This is a genomic window from Larkinella ripae (assembly GCF_054780775.1).
In genome coordinates this window covers 897,828-917,327 of the sequence record NZ_BAAGVR010000001.1, presented here as the reverse complement: position 1 = coordinate 917,327, position 19,500 = coordinate 897,828, and the positions used below count along the sequence as shown (strand labels likewise).

At 56.2% G+C, this 19,500-nt stretch carries 9 protein-coding genes; 7 read left to right on the top strand and 2 right to left on the bottom strand.

Annotated elements, in window-relative coordinates:
- The first annotated feature begins 210 nt into the window (after window positions 1-210).
- From ACYVHX_RS03685 to ACYVHX_RS03655, 7 genes are all read left to right on the top strand, one after another.
- The gene (locus ACYVHX_RS03685; protein ID WP_460670241.1) at window positions 211-2,622 is read left to right on the top strand and encodes an ABC transporter permease; all 2,412 of its coding nucleotides are present in this window, start codon (window positions 211-213) and stop codon (window positions 2,620-2,622) included.
- A 73-nt stretch (window positions 2,623-2,695) separates the two neighbouring features.
- Window positions 2,696-5,104: an ABC transporter permease gene (locus ACYVHX_RS03680; RefSeq protein WP_460670240.1), complete on the top strand. Its 2,409-nt coding sequence runs from the start codon at window positions 2,696-2,698 to the stop codon at window positions 5,102-5,104.
- Between the two features lie 203 nt (window positions 5,105-5,307).
- The gene (gene fdhA, locus ACYVHX_RS03675) at window positions 5,308-6,498 is read left to right on the top strand and encodes a formaldehyde dehydrogenase, glutathione-independent (protein WP_460670239.1); all 1,191 of its coding nucleotides are present in this window, start codon (window positions 5,308-5,310) and stop codon (window positions 6,496-6,498) included.
- A gap of 213 nt (window positions 6,499-6,711) precedes the next feature.
- Complete coding sequence (locus ACYVHX_RS03670) at window positions 6,712-9,087, top strand: ABC transporter permease (RefSeq protein WP_460670238.1); 2,376 nt, start codon at window positions 6,712-6,714, stop codon at window positions 9,085-9,087.
- 60 nt (window positions 9,088-9,147) lie between these two features.
- Entirely contained in the window at window positions 9,148-11,598 is a 2,451-nt protein-coding gene (locus tag ACYVHX_RS03665) for an ABC transporter permease (RefSeq protein ID WP_460670237.1), read from the top strand.
- Window positions 11,599-11,672: 74 nt separating this feature from the next.
- On the top strand, window positions 11,673-14,105 hold the full coding sequence (locus ACYVHX_RS03660; protein ID WP_460670236.1) for an ABC transporter permease: 2,433 nt from the start codon (window positions 11,673-11,675) through the stop codon (window positions 14,103-14,105).
- A 92-nt stretch (window positions 14,106-14,197) separates the two neighbouring features.
- A complete protein-coding gene (locus tag ACYVHX_RS03655) occupies window positions 14,198-14,491 on the top strand; it encodes a hypothetical protein (protein WP_460670235.1) in 294 nt (97 codons plus the stop codon).
- 85 nt (window positions 14,492-14,576) lie between these two features.
- On the opposite strand, the gene ACYVHX_RS03650 is transcribed toward ACYVHX_RS03655, so the two are convergent.
- The gene (locus ACYVHX_RS03650; RefSeq protein WP_460670234.1) at window positions 14,577-16,154 is read right to left on the bottom strand and encodes a SusD/RagB family nutrient-binding outer membrane lipoprotein; all 1,578 of its coding nucleotides are present in this window, start codon (window positions 16,152-16,154) and stop codon (window positions 14,577-14,579) included.
- 57 nt (window positions 16,155-16,211) lie between these two features.
- Entirely contained in the window at window positions 16,212-19,334 is a 3,123-nt protein-coding gene (locus tag ACYVHX_RS03645) for a SusC/RagA family TonB-linked outer membrane protein (RefSeq protein WP_460670233.1), read from the bottom strand.
- Window positions 19,335-19,500: the final 166 nt, after the last annotated feature.

Here is a 19,500-nt window from a genome sequence, read left to right as displayed (position 1 = left end):
GGGGTAGACGGCTCACCCGTCTTAACGCAAAAACAGGTCCAGCCTGGTTTTCGGGAAAGGTTCGAGCGTGATCGTGACGGGTATTGAGTTTGCTGGTGACCCGCTGGTGGTCTTTCAGCCCGTAAATCGCCATTTCGTCCTCGTGGACGTGGGGCAGATCGTGTCTGGCGCGGTCCATTAGTGGGAAAGATTAAAATAGAGTCAAATAAGATGCTGCGTAATTACTTGAAAATCGCCTGGCGAAATCTGATTAAATACCCGACCACAACGGCGATTAACGTGGTGGGCCTGACCCTGGGCCTGGCCACCTGCCTGTTGATCGGATTGCTGATCCGCAATGAGTTGAGTTATGATGAGTACCACAGCAAACGGGATCGGATTTACCGCGTCAATCTGATCCGGACCACTGGCGAGGAGGTGGATCGTTCGGGCCTCACCCCGTATCCGCTGGCTCCGGCCCTGCGCACCGACTTTGCCGACCTGCCCAAAATTGCCCGGATTCACGCCGACCGGGACCTGACGGTTCTGGTGTCGCCGGACAAAATTTTTGCGCAGGATAACGTGGTTTTTGCCGAACCGGAGTTGCTGGATATCTTCGATTTTGAGATCCTGACCGGAGACGGTCGGGCGGTTTTGAGCCAGCCCAATCAGGTCATTCTGAGCGAGAGCACCGCCCGCAAATACTTCGGTACGGCTTCGCCCATTGGTAAATCGTTCCGGCTGGGCAACGACCTGACGGTGCTGGTGAAAGGCGTCATGCGCGACATTCCGACCCAGTCGAACCTGCCCGCCAGCATGCTGGTGTCGTTTGTCTCCATGAAAACCTTTTTTTCGTTCGGGATCGATCAGTGGGGCCTGCGCTCCGGCGGGAGCGTGTTTGCGGTGCTGCCCGAAAACCGCTCGCCCAACGACTACATGACCCGGCTGCGGCAGGCCGAGAAAAAGTATTTTTCCATGCGCAACGGGGAAACCAGCGAACTGGTGCTCCAGCCGTTGTCCGATATTCATTTCAACCCGGTTTACGAAGGCACCATTCTGACGCCCGCCATTTCCACCACCTATCTCTACGTTTTTGGGGCGGTAGGATTGTTTGTGCTGCTGATTGCCTGCGTAAACTTCATAAACATGTCGACGGCCCGTGCGATGCTCCGCGCCAAAGAAGTTGGGGTTCGCAAGGTGATTGGCGCTACGCAGGGGCAACTGATTACCCAGTTTCTGAGCGAAGCGTTCTGGATTACGGTTTTTTCGGCGGCTCTGGCGCTGACATTGACGTACAACGTGTTGCCGCTGGTCAATGATTTTATGCAGAAACAGGTGGTATTTGCCTGGCCCGAAACAACGGTTTTGTTGACGGTTTTAGCCCTGCTGACGGGTCTGCTGGCTGGTTTGTACCCCGCGTTTTTCCTGGCGCGTTTTCGGCCGGCCCGGGCGCTGAAAACCGCTGCCGATTCGGGTCGGGGGGAAGCCGCCTGGCTCCGGCAGGGTTTGGTGGTGTTCCAGTTTACGATCTCGCTGGTGTTGGCCGTGGGGGTTCTGGTGGTTTACCGGCAGATGAGTTATTTTCGTCAGAAAGACCTGGGATTCAGCCAGAAAGCCATTGTTTCGGTCGGGGTGCCGGTGCCCGGGAATCTCAATCCGCTCGGGGAGTCGCTGCGGCAGATTCCGGGCGTCGAGCAGGTTTCCTTTGCGCTCGGCGCACCCACATCGCGCAACAATTTTGGGACGGATGTGCGCCCGGATCTGGCGAATCCGGATAAAAAAATATCGATTGCGCTCAAGCTGGCCGATGCCGACTACCTCAACACCTACGGACTGAAACTGGTGGCCGGGCGCTTCTTCGAACACCGGGATACGCTGGGATTCGCCGGGAGCATTCCGGAAGAAAAACGCCGGTATGCCTTTGTGGTCAACGAAAACCTGGTGAAAGTCCTGGGCTATTCGAAACCCGAACAAGCCGTCGGACGCAAAATTCGGTTGGGCCTGAACGACATCACCGCCGAAATCATTGGCGTTGTCCGCGATTTCCACACCAGTTCGTTGCGCGAACCGATGATGCCGATGGTGATGATGAATTTCCCGTCGTTTTATTACTCGGTGGGTCTGAAGCTGCAAACGGGCGATTACGCAAAGACCCTGGCGGCTGTTGAAAGCGTCTGGAAAAAGTACTATCCCAACGCCTTGTTCGAAGCCAAATTTCTGGATCAGAGCCTGCAGGAGCTGTACGAAAACGAGCAGCGGCAGTTTACCCTCCTGCGGATCTATGCGGGACTGGCGCTGGTCATTTGCTGCCTAGGGCTGTGGGGGCTGGCCAGCTTCATCATTGAACGGCGCACGAAGGAAATTGGCGTCCGGAAAGTGCTGGGCGCGTCCATTACCGGCATTGTTGCCCTGCTCTCCCGGGACTTTCTCAAACTGGTGCTGGCCGCGCTGGTGCTTTCCACGCCGATTGCCTGGTTTGTGATGGAAAGCTGGCTGAACGAATTCAGTTACCGCATTGATGTGGAATGGTGGATTTTTGCCCTGGTAGGAGCGGCCGCCATCGGCATTGCCTTCCTGACGGTTTCGTTCCAGAGCATTCGGGCCGCCCTGATGAACCCGGTTCGCTCACTACGTTCAGAATAAAAAGATGAACGAGGTGCAGTGAATGAGTGGATCAGGCTGTTCAGTGTCAATTTTTCATTTTCCATTGAAAATTATGCTACGCAACTACCTCAAAATTACTTTTCGAAACCTGTGGAGAAACAAGGTTTTTTCCGGTATAAACGTATTCGGGCTGGCCGTGGGACTGGCGTCGTGTCTGTTGCTGTTCCTGTATATTTCGCACGAGCTGAGCTACGATACGTTTCATCAACGGGCGGACCGGATCGTACGGGTGGTGATGGAGTACGGCATGGAAGGGGTGGTCAACAAAGTTCAGCAAACCGGTACCAAAGTCGCCCCGGAGTTTGGGCGGCAGTTTCCGGAGGTCGAATCGGGTGTCCGGCTGGAAAACCGCCCCGCCGTGGTGAGTTATGCCGACCGGCAATTCAGCGAGAAACGGCTGGTTTACGCCGATTCGGCGCTGTTTACGATCTTTTCGTTTCCACTCCGACAGGGCAACCCGAAAACCGCCCTGGCCGGTCCTAATCTGGTGGTATTGTCAGAGTCGTCGGCGCAAAAGTATTTCGGTAACGAGAACCCGGTCGGAAAAACCGTACGGATCAACGCGGGCGGGGGCGATAAGGAGTACGCCGTAACGGGGGTGGTGGCCGATTGCCCGGCCAATTCCCAGATCAAATACGACTTGCTGGCGTCGTTTACAACACTCTCCGCGTCCAGAGAAGAGCAGTGGTTCTCGGCCAATTATGCCACGTATTTGTTGCTGCGCCAACCGGAGCAGATCCCGACGCTGCAGGCCAAAATTCCGGGCTTCATGAAGACGCAGTTCGGCCCCGGCGAAATGACCGGCGGCAGCTACCTGACCTACTTCCTCGAACCGCTGCGCCGGGTACACCTGTATTCGGAGGTGGAGGGCAACTTCGAGCCCAATGGCGACCTGCTCTACCTGTATATTTTCGGATCGGTGGCGGTTTTAATTCTGATCATTGCCTGCGTCAACTACATCAATCTGGCGACGTCGCGGGCCGTGGAGCGGGCGCAGGAAGTGGGCGTCCGGAAGGTGTTGGGCGCCCAGCGAATGCAGCTCTTCGGGCAATTCATCGGCGAATCACTTCTGGTGACCTTTACGGCCCTGGCGTTGAGCCTGTTGCTGGTTTACCTGAGTCTGCCATTTTTCAACGCCTTGTCCGACCGCTCGTTTTCGTTCGATGCCCTATTGCAACCGAATCAACTGCTCGGTTTACTGGGCATTGGCCTGCTGGTCAGTCTGGTTGCGGGCGGTTATCCGGCCCTGGTGCTGGCCCGGTTTGAGCCGGTGCGGGTGTTGAAAGGGCATTTGAAAACCGCCGGAGCCGGGCAATTCCGGCGGGCGCTGATCGTGTTTCAGTTTGCCGTGACGGCTTTTCTGATTGTCTGTACACTGCTGGTTCGCAACCAGTTGGCGTATATTCAAAACAAAAAACTGGGCTACAGCAAAGACCATGTGCTGGTGCTGCCCGCCGATCAGCAGGTCAACGAAAAAATCCGGGCCTTAAAATCCGAGTTCAGACAAAATGCCGAGGTGAAGCAGGTCGCCCGCGCTTACGAATCGCCGGTTTACATCAATGGCGGCTACAGCATGCACCGGACGGGGACGCCGGACGATCAGTACAAATCGGTGGCGGCTCTGCCCATCGATGAGGATTTTGTCAAAACCATGAATGTGCGGCTGGTTGCGGGCCGCGACCTAACCCCCAACGACCTCGAACGGGCGACCGTGCCCGGCCGCGACAGCCTGCGGCATTTTCATTTTATCCTGAACGAATCGGCGGTGAAGGCCCTCGGCTGGAAATCGCCCCAGGAAGCCATCGGCCAGAAAATGGACATGGGTCGCGGGCGACCCGGCGAAGTGGGCGCGGTGATCGAAGATTTTCATTTTGCCTCCATGAAGCAGAAAATCGCTCCGCTCGTGCTGTTTCCGGAAGACGGCGGGCACACGCTGCTGGTGAAATTATCCGGAAGGAATCTGCCGCGTACGCTGCAATTTCTGGAAGAAAAGTGGAAAACCATCGTGCCGTCGCGGCCGTTCGAGTACGAGTTTCTGGATGAAGAGTTCAACCGGCTTTACTCCGCCGAAACGCGCACCGGGCAGATTTTTACGGTTTTTTCGTCCCTGTCCATTCTGCTGGCCTGCCTGGGTCTGTTCGGCCTATCGGCGTATACGACCGCGCAGCGCACGAAGGAAATCGGGATTCGTAAAGTGCTGGGGGCCTCGGTGCCCGTCCTGGTTCTGCTCCTGGCCAAAGACTTCCTGAAGCTGGTGCTGCTGGCAATCGTGCTGGCGTCTCCGCTGGCGTGGTGGGCCATGAACCGCTGGTTGCAGGATTTTGAATACCGCATCGGCGTCGGCTGGTGGGTGTTTGGCGTCGCGGCCTTCATCGCCCTTGGCATTGCCTTCCTGACGGTTTCGTTCCAGTCAATCCGGGCCGCCCTGATGAATCCGGTGAAGAGTTTGCGAAGTGAATAGTCCTGGATTATGCGGCCCGGTTTCATTCGCCCTCAGGACCGTTCAGTGCGCTTTCGTCGCTCAATAAGAAAACCGGACAAAAATATGATTTAATGGTATTTTAGTGTAAATAGGCACCAGCCATTTCCTAATAGCGCGGATTCATCTAACTGAATCCGCGCTGTTTTTAAACCAATCCTAAACCTTCTAAACCCTCAAATCGTATGTGTCAAAACCACGGCGTTGCGTACATCAAACCCGGTGTGGTCGAAGTACAGTCCATTGAATATCCCAAACTGGCGCTCGGCGACCGGAAATGCGAACACGGTGTCATTCTGCAAATCGTGTCCACCAACATCTGCGGCAGCGATCAGCACATGGTGCGGGGCCGGACCACCGCGCCGGCGGGTCTGGTGCTGGGCCACGAAATCACCGGGCTGGTCATCGAAGCCGGACGCGATGTGGAATTCATCAAACCCGGCGATCTGGTGTCGGTGCCGTTTAACATTGCCTGCGGACGCTGCCGCAACTGTAAAGTCGGGCAAACCGGTATTTGCCTGAATGTCAATCCATCGCGGCCCGGCGCGGCTTACGGCTACGTCGACATGGGCGGCTGGGTCGGCGGTCAGGCCGAATACGTCATGGTGCCGTATGCCGACTTCAACCTGCTGAAATTTCCGGATAAAGATCAGGCGATGGCCAAAATCCGGGATCTGACGCTGCTCTCCGACATTTTCCCGACGGGTTACCACGGGGCGGTTTCGGCGGGCGTCGGGCCGGGTTCGATCGTCTACGTGGCCGGGGCGGGTCCGGTTGGGTTGGCCTGCGCGGCTTCCTGCCATCTGCTGGGCGCGGCCGTGGTCATTGTTGGCGACATGATTCCCGAACGACTGGAGCAGGCCCGGAGCTTTGGCTGCGAAACCGTCGATCTGCGAAAAGATACTCCGCTGGCCGATCAGATTGCCGCTATCGTGGGTGTACCGGAAGTTGATTCGGCCGTCGATTGCGTCGGTTTTGAAGCGCGGGGGCACGGTTCAGAAGCCGGCACGGAACATCCGGCCACGGTTTTGAATGCGGTGATGAGCGTCACCCGGGCGGGCGGAGCCATCGGGATTCCGGGTTTGTACGTCACGGGCGACCCCGGCGCGAAGGACGACGCGGCCAAAGAAGGCAGCCTGAGCATTCGGATTGGGTTGGGCTGGGCCAAATCGCACTCGTTCTACACGGGGCAGTGCCCGGTTATGAAATACCACCGGCAATTGATGAACGCCATCCTGTACGATAAAATCCAGATTGCCAAAGCCGTCAACGTTGAGGTCATTAGCCTGGATAAAGCGCCGAAAGGCTACCAGGATTTCGACAAGGGAGCCGCCAAGAAATTCGTCATCGACCCGCACGGCATGATTCCGAACTAGGCGGTATAAATCAGGCGTTAGGGCGATGAGTTTGAATCGCTCAGGTAGCACCGAAATACCGCCCGAATATCTCTGTCCGTAAATGTACGCCCGGCGTCCGTTTACGGACATTTTATTTTATTTTAAATCGGTATAAAATTGATAGTCAATGGGTTGAAAAACTGGTATGCGGTTTGGGCGGGCTAAAAAGCTACCTGTGTCTTTCCACCAATTATGCTCCGTAATTACGTCAAAATAGCGCTCCGGAACCTGGCTAAAAATAAGGTTTTCTCGCTGATCAACATCCTGGGTCTGGCCGTGGGAATGGCCGTGGCCATGATGATCGGGTTGTGGATTTACGACGAACTGTCGTTCAATCAATTCCACCGGAATTACGACCGGCTGGCGCAGCTTTACATCAACCAGACGTTCAACGGCACCACGGGCAGCAGCCGGGCGGTTTCCATTCCGTCGGCCACCGAAATCAAAACCAAATACGCGTCGAATTTCAAATACGTGTCGCTGGCATCCTGGAATTACGGCCATCTGCTGGTGAACGGCGAGAAGAAAATCAACCAGGAAGGCATGTTTGTGGAGCCGACCTTCCCGGAAATGCTTTCGTTGAAGATGCTCCGGGGAAGCGCGGCTACGGCACTGAAAGAACCCCGGTCTATTCTGCTGTCGGAGTCGGTGGCTAAATCCCTGTTTGGCGCTGCCGACCCGATGAACAAAATCCTGAAAATGGATGCCAAAAACAACCTCAAGGTGACGGGTGTTTTTGCCGACCTGCCGTTCAATACGGATTTTTATTCAGCTAAATTCTACCTGAGCTGGAGCGATTACCTGGCCGATGAGGATTGGGTAAAACAATCGCAGCAGCAATGGGATAACCACTCGTTTCAGTGTTTCGTCCAGATTGCGGACCGGGCGACGATGGAAGGGGTTACGGCCAAAATCCGGGATGTGGAAAAAGCCCATTCGACGGCCCACGATAATCCCGAACACTTCCTGCACCCGATGAGCCGCTGGCACCTGTACTCCGACTTTAAAGAAGGGAAAAACATCGGCGGGGGCATCCAGTTTGTCTGGTTGTTCAGCATCATCGGCCTGTTTGTGCTGCTGCTGGCCTGCATCAATTTCATGAACCTGTCAACGGCCCGTTCCGAAAAACGCGCCAAAGAAGTGGGCATCCGCAAAGCCGTCGGTTCGCAACGGCGGCAATTGATCAGCCAGTTTCTGAGCGAATCCCTGCTGGTGGTTCTTTTTGCGCTGGTGCTGGCGATTCTGATGGTGTTGATCTCCCTGTCGCCCTTCAACGAGCTGGCCGGAAAACAGGTCCGCTTCCCGTATCAGCACCCGGTTTTTTGGGGATTGCTGGTGTCGTTTTCGGTGCTGACCGGTTTTTTGGCCGGCAGCTACCCGGCTTTTTACCTGTCGTCGTTCAACCCGCTGAAAGTGCTGAAAGGAACCTTCAAGGTGGGGCGCTGGGCGTCGCTTCCGCGGAAGGTGCTGGTGGTCATCCAGTTTACGGTTTCCATTACGCTGATCATCGGCACGATCATCGTGTTCCGGCAAATCCAGTACGCCAAAAACCGCCCCACCGGCTACGACCGGGCGGGCCTGCTTCAGATCTCCGTCAGCAGCTCGACGTACGGGAAATACAACGCGCTGCGCGACGATCTGCTGAAATCGGGGGCGGTTTTTGAAATGAGCCAGTCGTCGAGCCCGACCACCGGCGTCTGGTCCAATCAGATTGGCTTTGAGTGGGACGGGAAAGATCCGGAGGCAAAACCGCTGTTTGGGGTGGTGGGTTGCAGCCACGATTTTGGCAGAACCATTGGCTGGCAAATCAAGGAGGGACGCGATTTTTCCCGTGACTATTCCACCGACTCCACCGCCTTGATTCTAAACGAATCCGCCGTGAAACTGACGGGGCTGACGAATGTGGTGGGCAAAATTATTCGCTACAACGAAAAACAGTGCCGGGTGGTGGCGGTGGTGAAAGACATGGTGATGGAGTCGCCGTACGCACCCTTCAAGCCCACGATTTTTGTCCTGAATTATGGGTGGTCGAACGTCTTCAACATCAAGCTGAAACCGGCCACTCCGGTCGAGGACGCCCTTAAAAAAGTAGAAGCGGTTTTCCGGAAATACGATCCCGACAGCCCCTTTGATTTCCGGTTTGCCGACGCCGAATACGACGCCAAATTCCGGACGGAAGAGCGCGTGGGGAAGCTGGCCCGGGTTTTTGCCGTGCTCGCCATTTTCATCAGTTGCCTGGGGTTGTTCGGCCTGGCGTCGTTTGTGGCCGAGCAGCGCACGAAGGAAATCGGCGTCCGGAAAGTGCTGGGCGCGTCGGTATTCAGTTTGTGGGGCCTGCTCTCGAAAGATTTTGTCCGGCTGGTTATTGTGTCGTTTCTGATTGCCTCGCCCATTGCCTGGTATTTCCTGAGCGACTGGCTGCAGCAGTACACCTACCGAACCGATATTACCTGGTGGATTTTTGCCGTCTCCGGTTTGGGAGCGGCCCTGATTACTTTATTGACCGTCAGTTTTCAGGCCATCAAAGCGGCCCTGATGAACCCGGTCAAGAGCTTACGATCGGAGTAATTCTGAACCGGGAATCCCGGTCCAGGACCGTTGAGTCATTTCCAAACCTATCCTATGAGTATGATAAAGAATTACTTTAAAATCGCGTACCGAAACCTGCTCCGGCAGAAGACCTTTTCACTCATCAACATCATTGGTCTGACGGTCGGGCTGACGTGTTGTTTCCTGATTCTGCTGTTTGTCCGGCATGAGCTCAGTTACGACACGTTTCAGTCGAAATTCGAGCGGATTTACCGCGTTACGTACCTGCCCAAATTTGCCGGACTGGAGCAGCCGCTCGCGCTGACGCCCCCGACCGTGTCGCCGGTTTTGCCGTCTAATTTCTCGGAAATCGAAAAAACCGCCCGGATTTTCAACAGCAGTGCCACCATCGAGCTGAAGGAAAACCGGCAATCGCAACCCGTCAAATACGATGAAGAGCGGTTTTTCTTCGCTGACTCCACCCTGCTCGATATTTTCTCGTTCCGGTTTTTACAGGGCGATCCGCGGACGGCCCTGAAAGACAAATTCACGGTGGTGATTACCGACGAAATTGCCGCGAAATATTTCGGCCCAACCAGCCCGATCGGCAAGACGCTGCTGTACGAAGGCCGGCATCCGCTGCGGGTGACGGGGGTGATTGAGAAACTGCCCGCTAACTCGCACCTCCACATCGATCTGCTGTCGAATTACGAGACCATGTACGCGACCGAAAGCGAGGCCGTCCGGCAGAATCTGCCCCAAAACTGGATCATCTCGCACGGTTACACCTACGTGTTGCTGCGGCCCGGCCAGTCGCCCGAAGCGGTCAACGCCCGGTTTCCGAAGTTTTTGCAGACCTACGCGCCCAAGCAGTTTGCCAAAGACATCGAGTACAAGCTCGAACCGATGAAGGATTTTCACCTGCGTTCACCGGCGCAGGGTGCACCGGAAGCGCCCGGCAGCATGACCTACATCTACGTTTTTCTCGGCATTGCGGGCATCACGCTGCTGATTGCCTGCATCAATTTTGTGAATCTTTCGACAGCCCGTTCGCTGAAACGGGCCAAGGAAGTCGGGATTCGGAAGGTGCTGGGCAGCGAAAAGAAGCAGTTGATTGCGCAGTTTCTGGGCGAATCGCTGCTGCTGAGCGCCATTGCCCTGGCCATTTCGTTTGTCCTGATTGCCGCGCTGATTCCGGTTTTAAACAACCTGACCGGCAAGGAGCTGACGATTTCGTATTTTCTGACCGATGGCGCGCTGGTGCTGGCGTTCGTCGGTATTGCGCTGGTCACCGGTCTGCTGTCCGGCACCTATCCGGCGTTTTTTGTTTCCGGTTTTCAACCGATCGCAACCCTGAAAGGCAGTTTTGTCAGCGGCAAAGCCAAAGGCGGGCGGTTGCGGCAGGTGCTGCTGGGTGCGCAGTTTGTGGCGTCGATTGCGCTGATCATCGGGGCGATGGTGGCCTTCCGGCAACTCAATTACATGCAAAACCGGCCGCTGGGCTTTGAAAAGGATTTCATCATTACGGCCAATACCCGCAACGAGAAAATTACCAACGTGTTTGCCAACCGCACCGACAGCGCCTATTACCGCCTGCGGACGTTCCGGGAAATGCTGCTGAAGAATCCCGGCATCCGGCAGGTGACGCTCTCGACCCAGCAAATGGGTACGGGATCGGTTCGGCGGAACGTGGTGGCCGAAGGGCATTCGCCGGACGAGAATATTTTCATAGGAACGATGGGCGTCGATTACAACTTTGCCGCTACCTACGGGCTGAAATTTGTGGCCGGCCGTGATTTTTCGGAGTCGTTTCCGACCGACAAGGCCGAAGCGTTTGTGATCAACGAAACCGGCGTGAAACAAATGGGCTGGAAATCGGCCGCCGAAGCCATCGGGAAGGCCGTCAACATGGAAGGAAAACAGGGCCGGATCATTGGCGTTCTGAAGGATTTCCACAACCAGTCGCTGCAACGGCCCATCGAAAGCGTGCTGCTGACCATCGACCAGCCGTTGCTGCGGTTGTTCTCGATCAAAATTCAGTCGGAAAACCGGGCCGAAACACTCAAATTCATTCAGCAGGAGTGGGACCGGTTTTTTCCGGAAAAAGGCTTCGCCTATGCGTTTCTGGACGAGAGTCTGGCGCGTTTGTACGAAAGTGAACAGCGGCTGAGCAAGCTGATCGGCTACTTCGCCGGGCTGGCGGTGTTGATTTCGTGCCTGGGCCTCTACGGGCTGGTGTCGCTCGTGACGCAGCAGAAAACCAAGGAAATCGGCATCCGGAAAGTGCTGGGCGCCACGGTGGGCAGCATCGTCGGCCTGGTCTCGCGGGACTTCATCATTCTGGTCGTGATTTCGCTCGTCATTGCCTCGCCGATTGCGTGGTGGGCCATGAACAAATGGCTGTCGGAGTTCGCCTACAAAATCGACATCGAATGGTGGATGTTTGCGCTGGCGGGCGCTCTGGCGGTTTTCGTAACCCTGATCACCGTCAGTTTCCAGAGCGTCAAAGCCGCCCTGACGAATCCCGTAAAAAGCTTAAGAACGGAGTAAAGGAAGAGAGGAGAAAAAGATTCAACCCTTTCCCTCTCCTCCCTTTTCCTCTCCTCCTTTAATCCTTTCTTCCTATGTTTCGCAACTACCTCAAAACCACCCTTCGCCACCTGTGGCGGCACCGTTTGTTTACGGTCCTGAACGTTGTGGGGCTGGCCATCGGCATCAGCAGCTGCTGGGTCATCTACCGGATCGTGAGCTACGAGTTTAGCTTTGACCAGCAGCAGCCCAACCGCGACCGGATTTACAAGGTGGTGAGCCGGTTTAAGCATGATGACACCGAAGGCGCCAATGCGGGTGTTCCGAAACCGCTGGCGGAAGCCATCCGGCGGGACGTTCCGGGGGTGGAGAAGGTCGTGCCGGTTTGGGATCACTGGAAGCAGAGTGTGCGCGTGCCGGGCGCCAAAACCGGTCAGGACCTGTTTTCGGAGCCGAAAAAGCTTATTACCACCAACCGTCAGTATTTCGAACTGGTGCCGTATCGCTGGCTGGCCGGCAGTGCGGCTACGGCCCTGGAGGCCCCGAACACCGTTGTGCTCACGCAGAGCCGGGCGAAGCAGTATTTTCCGGATCTGGAAGCCGCGAAGGTGCTGGGCAAAACCCTCCTGTACGACGATACGGTGGCCGTTCGGGTGGCGGGTGTCGTGGCGGATCTGGATTTTCCGAGCAGTTTTCAGGCGCAGGAGTTTTTCCCGATGCCGACCCACGAGGATTACAGCACCCGCTGGGGCGGGGTGAGTTCCAATGACGGACTGTATATTCAACTGGCGGAGAACGGCTTTACCGACCCGGTTTTAAAGCAGATCAACGCCATTTCGCTCCGGAACGGTGCGGAAGACATGAAGAAATACCACTTCAAACGCTGGCACGCGCTGGTGCCGATGCCGGACGTGCATTTTGCGACGGAATACGGCGAAAACATGCGGAAAGCCGACCGGAATGTGCTCTACGGTTTGATGGGCATTGCGGTTTTTCTGCTGGTACTGGCCTGCATCAACTACATCAACCTGACCACGGCGCAGGTGCCGCAACGCGCCAAGGAAATCGGGATTCGCAAAACGCTCGGCAGTTCGCGCTGGCATTTGATCCGGCAGTTTCTGGGCGAAACGCTCGCCATCACCACCCTGGCCGTCGGCCTGTCGTACGGCCTGTCGTACTGGGCCCTAACGGCTTTTCAGGAATTGATTCCTGAAGGGCTGGATCAGCACATCAATTACGGGCAGATTGCGGTTTTTCTGCTGGGGCTGGTGCTGGCGGTTACGGTTTTGTCCGGTTGGTATCCCGGCTGGCTGATCACCCGCGTACAGGCCGTGAGCATCATGCGCGGGCAGGCCACGGTGCAGGTGGGCAAAAACCGGCTGACCCTGCGCAAAGGCCTGATTGTGTTCCAGTTTGTGGTGGCGCAGCTTTTCATTGTCGGCACGATGCTGGTGGGGCGGCAACTGCATTACCTGCTGCACAAGGACCTGGGCTTCGACCGGGAAGCGGTGGTGCTGGTTGGGGTGCCCTGGAAGTTCAGGGACAATCCTGCCTACAAAAACCGCCCCTTTACGATGCAGCAGGAGCTGGCGAAACAGCCCGGTATTGCGCGCGTCGCGCTGGGCAGTCCGCCGATGAGCAACTCGTTCAGCAGCAACAGCTTTCAGTATGTAAACAAAAAGGGCGACATCACCGAACGGAGCGTCAACCTCAAATTCGTCGATACCACCCTGCTTTCCGTTTATAAAATTCCGTTGCTGGCGGGGCGCAATCTGCTGGCTTCCGACACGGTCAGGGAGTACGTTATCAACGAAACCGCCCTGCGCGAGTTCGGTTTTTCGTCACCCCAGAACGCCATTGGCAAGTTTCTCCGGCGGCTCGACGGAAAGCCGATGCCAATCGTCGGGGTGGTCCGGGATTTTCACATCGGGAATTTTTACCGGAAAATCGAGCCGGTTTTGCTGATGAGCCAGAAAGACAACTTGACGACGTTCAACATCAAACTTCATTCGTCGAACCCCGAACAGTGGCAGGCCGCCATCAGCCGGGTTGAAAAAACCTGGAAGGCTTTTTACCCCACCGAAGCGTTCGAGTATAAATTTTACGACAGCTCGCTGGAGGAGATTTACACCCGCGAGCGCAACATGGTCCGGGTCATCAACCTGGCCACCGCCGTGGCCGTCGTCATCGGTTGCCTGGGCTTGTTCGGGCTTTCGACGCTGATCGCCTACCAGCGCATCAAGGAAGTCGGCGTCCGGAAAGTGCTGGGCGCGACGGTTCTCAGCCTGGTGGGGTTGCTGACCAAAGATTTCCTGAAACTCGTTCTGATCGCCATTCTGATTGCTTCGCCCATTGCCTGGTATTTCACCGACAAATGGCTGGAGGATTTTGCGTACAAGATTGACATTGAATGGTGGATTTTTGCCGCCGGAGCCGCGGCCGCCATTGTCATCGCGTTCATTACGGTGAGTTTTCAGAGCATCAAAGCGGCCCTGATGAATCCGGTAAAAAGTTTAAAAACGGAATAAAGGTGAAAGGGAGGAACGGAAGCAAAAGTTTATGCCTCTCCTCATCCCTTTCTTCTCCTCGCAAAAGCAATTAACTCCAATCTCCGATAATTATGGCTCATATCGCTATTCCCATTCCGACGATGCCCGGAAAACAGGACATCGAAATAGAAGTCACGATCAACGGCCAGAAACAGGCCCTGCATTACCGCGTCGAGTTGTTCTACTGGGAAGACTGCAACATTCCCACCATCGACCGCGTGGATTGCATCCGGCAAATGCTGGCCGGTTACGATCAGGACTGGACGCTCTACTACATCGGCTCGCCCACCGACCAGTTTGTCCCGATCACGTTTGTAAAACGGGAGGATTTGGTGAAACAACGGAAGCTGTTGGTAGAATCTTGAAAGGAGCAAAGAGGAGAGGAAAAGAGGAGAATGTTTTTGATCCTTCCTCCTTTCTTCCTCTCCTCCCTTTGCTCCTTTTTAACCGTTAATTTTTATCCCACCACAACGGTGTCGAGGCTTTGTCGGGACCGTTCAGCAGGGCTGCGGCTGCTTTAACGGCTTCGGTGTTGGATTGCTGTTCCAGCAGCAGGAACGGAATCCGGCGGGGGGCCGCCGTCGTCGGTACATCCGTATTGACGGAATTGACGACCGGGTAGAGCCTGGGAAACCGGGTCCGGCGAACTTCCGCCCAGGCTTCGATGCCGTCGGGGTAGATGGCCAGCCACTTCTGGGTGCCGATCTGTTCCCGCTGAACGGCGGCCGTTGCACCCCATTTTACGGTAATGGTCGATAAGGCGGGTGATTTCTGCTGGTCCTGCGGAGCCACCGGCGTTTTGGTGCTGGCAATATAAGCCTCCGTCAGCGCGTTGCTGATGCCCCAACCATCCATCGATGCCTTGATCCCTTTTTCGTACGCCTGTTGCGCGGTCGTACCACCGACGTTCCAGCCGTTGAGGGCGGCTTCGGCTACCAGGAAGTACGCTTCGGCGGTGTGCATAATGTCCTGCCGGACGGCCAGCTGCCGATCCCAGGCCGAACCGGCTCCGGTGTTCCGAATCCAGAGCGCTCCGATGTTGGAATTGTTGTCGTTGGTGTTCAGCGGTTCGATCAGTTCCGTGGGTCCCAGGCCGTTGCGCAGTCCTTCGTAGGTTTTGGTGTTGAAGGCGGGCTGGTAATAAATTCCAATGCGCGGATCTTCAAAGCCTTTCATCACCGACTCCATTGCCGCACTCATCCGAAACTCGCCCCAGCCGGAAATCGTCGCCAGACCGTTGTTGTCGCCCCCGTCGAGGCTTTTCACCATGTAGGCGTTGTCGCCAACGTCGGTCAGCAAACCGCCCGCAATGGCGGCTTCAGCTTCGGTTTTGGCCCGGGCCGGATCCACTTTCGAAATTCGCAGGGCCAGCCGCAGGCGCAGCGTGTTGGCAAACTTGATCCACTTGTTCACATCCCCCGCGTAGATGATGTCGTAGGTGCCATACGGTTTTTCGGCCGTTTTTCCTTTCAAAACCGTTGTGGCTTCGGCCAGCCGCTTAAAAAAGTCGTCGTAGATTTTGTCCTGAGCGTCGTACTTAACGCTGTTGGCCGGAATCCCGGCGTCGAAATACGGCACCGGACCGTAGTAATCCGTCAGGCGGTGGAACGCAAAAACCCACCAGATGTTGGCCAGCGCGTACTGCGACGACGCCTTGTCGGTTTGTTCAAACAGCGTTTTCAGCTGCGGCACCACCTGCGTGTAGATCGGATTCCAGTGGGAGTTGATCCAGGTGGGGTGCATGAAATACCGGTCCGACTGAAAGTTGGGCGTTGTGGTGGCAAAATACTGGGCGTACAAATCCGCAAAGAGGTTCTGGGCGGTCTGGTACGTACCGGCGGCATACGACGCCTGTTGCTGGGCCCGCGAAAACAGGTACGGCAATTCCGTGGCTGTCAGGGTCGTGATGGCGGTTTTGCTGGTGTTGATTTCGTCAAAATCGCTCGTGCAACCGCCCCAGATTCCGGCCGAACCGGCGATAAGGCCGACCACCGACCGGCGAAAAAATGTATTGATGACTCGTTTCATGGTTTGTTCAATCGTAGTGTTTGATTCCAACATGGCGTTGGTTTCCGGTGAGGTACTTTAGAATCCTAATTTTAAGTTAAGACCAACGGTGCGGGTTGAGGGCAGGGCGCCGTATTCAGAACCCTGGTAGTTGGCCGCGCTCAGGTTCACATCCGGGTCAAACGGCAGCTTGCGGGTTTTCAGGCCCGGAATGTCCATTGTGGCTTTGCCGCGGTACAGGAAAAACAGGTTGCGGGCCGTGAGCGACAAGCGGGCGTTTTTGATAAAGAAATTCGAGGGGAACGGTAGGTTGTACCCCAGCGACAGTTCCCGCAGGCGGATGTTGGTGGTCGAATACGCGAAGAAATCGCCCCAGGTATAGCGGCCCTGCGAGACGGTTTGCCAGAATTGCTCCGCCGTCACGGCTTTGGTGTTGGTTTCGCCCGTTGCGGTTACGCCCGGCAGCACCCAACCGCCTTCGCGGTGTTCGAGCGTATACTCGGCGTTTCCGTCGTAGGCCAGGTTGCCGTCGGTTCCCGACACCATAATGCCGCCCACCCGGCCGTCGACCAGGAAGCTCAGCACAATGTTTTTATAGGCGAACGTGTTGTTGAACCCGAGCGTCAGTTTGGGGTTGTAATTGCCGATGGTCTGGAACGCGCTCACCACCGGCAAACCGTTGGCATTCACCAGCAAACGGCCCTGCGCATCTTTGGCCCAGGTATAGGCCTGCAAATCGCCGTACGAACCGCCTTCCGTCACAACCGCCGTTGTGGTCCGGGTGTTGCCGCCCAGCGTGGCCGTTTTGATGTTGGGGTGCAGCTCGACAATCGTGTTGACGTTGCGGGCCAGGTTGAGCGACGCATCCCAGGTGAAGCGACTGCCCTTCAGCGGTGAAGCCGTCAGCGTCAGCTCAAACCCTTTGTTGTTGATCTTTCCGGCATTGACGAACTGACTGGCAAAACCGGAGGCCGGTGCCAGACCCAGCGACAGCAACTGGTTGACGGTGTTGCTGTTGTAATAGGTAAAGTCGATCCCTAGCCGGCCGCCCAGGAAACGGAGATCGGCTCCGAATTCGGTCGAGGACGAAATTTCCGGTTTCAGAAATTCGGCGGGGCGCTGCGTACTGCGCGAGATAAAACCGCCCGTTCCACCCTGCGAGAAGGCATACGTCTGCAACAGGCTGTAGGGGGCGGCATCGTTCCCCACCTGCGCCCACGAACCCCGGATTTTGGCGAAGCTGATCCAGGTGGGCAGCCGCACGGCTTCCGACAGAATCAGGTTGGCCCCGAACGATGAATAAATGTAGGAATACGGTTTTGGCAGCGTCGACGACCAGTCATTCCGCACCGACGCATCGACGGTCAGGAAGTCGCGGAACGAAACCGAAGCCGTTCCAAACGCGTATTGCAGTTCTTTCTGGCTGAACGCACTGTTGTGGGTAATCGCTTTGGCAAACGACAGGTCAAAGCGGTTGGCCACCGACAGCCCGCCGTTGCTGCTGCCCCCCACCTGCGAGTAGCGGTTGAAGGTGGAACCGGCCCCGACGTTGTAAGTAATGGCCAAATCTTTTCCGAAAGCGTTGTTCCCGGAAATAATCACGTCCATGTTGCGCTCCAGCTGGTCGCCCGTGTAATCCTGATACGAACCGCCCGCTGCGGCAAACAGCAGCGTGTTGTTGTAATATCCGAAGTTGTAGCGGTCGGCGTACCAGTCGTAGCTGAGCCGCCCCTGGATGTTCAGCCAGTCGGTGATTTCGTATTTGGCCGATCCCAGCGCAATGACCCGGTTTCGTTTTTCGAGCGCGAACGTGCGGTTCAGCGTCCAGTAGGGGTTCATGTAAATTCCGGAGCTGGTCCAGTAGGTCGGTTTGCCGGTGGCGTCTTCAAACGCGCTGTATTTCCCGTTCAGATCCACGCTGCGCGGCACTTTGTAGAGGTTCATCGTGATCGAGCTTTCCTCCCCCGAGCGCGGTTTGTTGTCAATTTTCTGGTTGACGTACGTGATCTTGGCGTCGGTCGAAAACCGCTTTGAGATCTGCGAGGTGATGCGCAGGTTCAGCGTGTGCCGCATCAGTTCGTTGTTGGGCAGAATCCCCTGGTTGTAGTTGTTGGTGTAGGAAGCGTAGGTCTGGATTTTGTCGGTCCCGGCCGCAATACCCACGGAATTGTTGGTCGAAACGGCATTCCGGAAAAAGTCCTTTACGTTGTCGGGATAGGTGGCGGTGGCGGCTCCCCAGCTCCCGGCGGCATTTTCGCTGGATTTGCCGCCCGCGCCCTGTCCGTACGTATTTTGCAGTTGCGGCAGCATAAACGGCGATTCCATCTGCACCCCGGAGTTCACATCCACCGCCACTTTTCCGGCTTTTCCTTTTTTCGTCGTGATCATCACCACGCCATTGGCCGCGCGCGAACCATACAGCGCCGAAGCCGCCGGCCCTTTCAGCACGTTCATCGACTCGATGTCGTCGGGGTTGATGTTGTTGGCCCCGTCGCTGCCGTTGATGCCACCGAAATCACCGGTCACCTGACCGCGCACCGTGTTGTCGACCGGAACGCCGTCGATCACGAACAGGGCGTTGTTGTTTCCGGTAATGGAGCGGTTGCCGCGCAGCACGACCCGCGTGGCCGAACCCGGTCCCGAAGCCCCCTGCGTTACCACCATCCCGGCCACTTTACCCGACAGTGTATTGACGAAGTTGGCATCCCGAACATCCACCAGCTTTTTTCCGTCGATCTGCTGCGTGGCATACGTCAGCGTTTTGGCGTTCCGCTCGATTCCGAGGGCCGTCACGACAACCTCATTCAGCTGCTTCGAATCTTCCAGCAGGGTGATGTCGATCACCGAGCGGTCGCCGACCGTGATTTCCTGCGTCAACGAGCCAATGAACGAAAAGATCAAAACCGTCGCGCTGTTGTCGACGCTCAGGGCGTACTTGCCTTCGCTGTTGGTGGTCGTGCCCCGGGTAGAGCCTTTGATCAAGACGTTGACGCCCGCTAATCCGGCACCGTTTGCGTCTTTGACGGTCCCGGTGATGTCTTTTGCCAGCGGGGCCGTCACGTCGCCCGTTCCCGGTTTTCCGTAAACCGGAATCGGGGAGGGGAAAAACGCCAGACAAGTAGCGAATGATAAAACCGTTAAACCGGCTAGCCCGCGCCTTTTGAGGGACGGGTAGTTTGGAAAGCGTACTGGTTTTTGCATGGAACGTGATGGAGTTAGAAATGGTAATTGGTTATGGAATGGAAGGTGTGAAAACGTCAATAATTTGGCGAAATAGTCATACGAAAGTATTTAATTTCTCATCTGGTGCTTAAATTAGTATTTAGTTGGGCGATTTTGCAAAAAGGCGCCTGAAATATATTAAAAT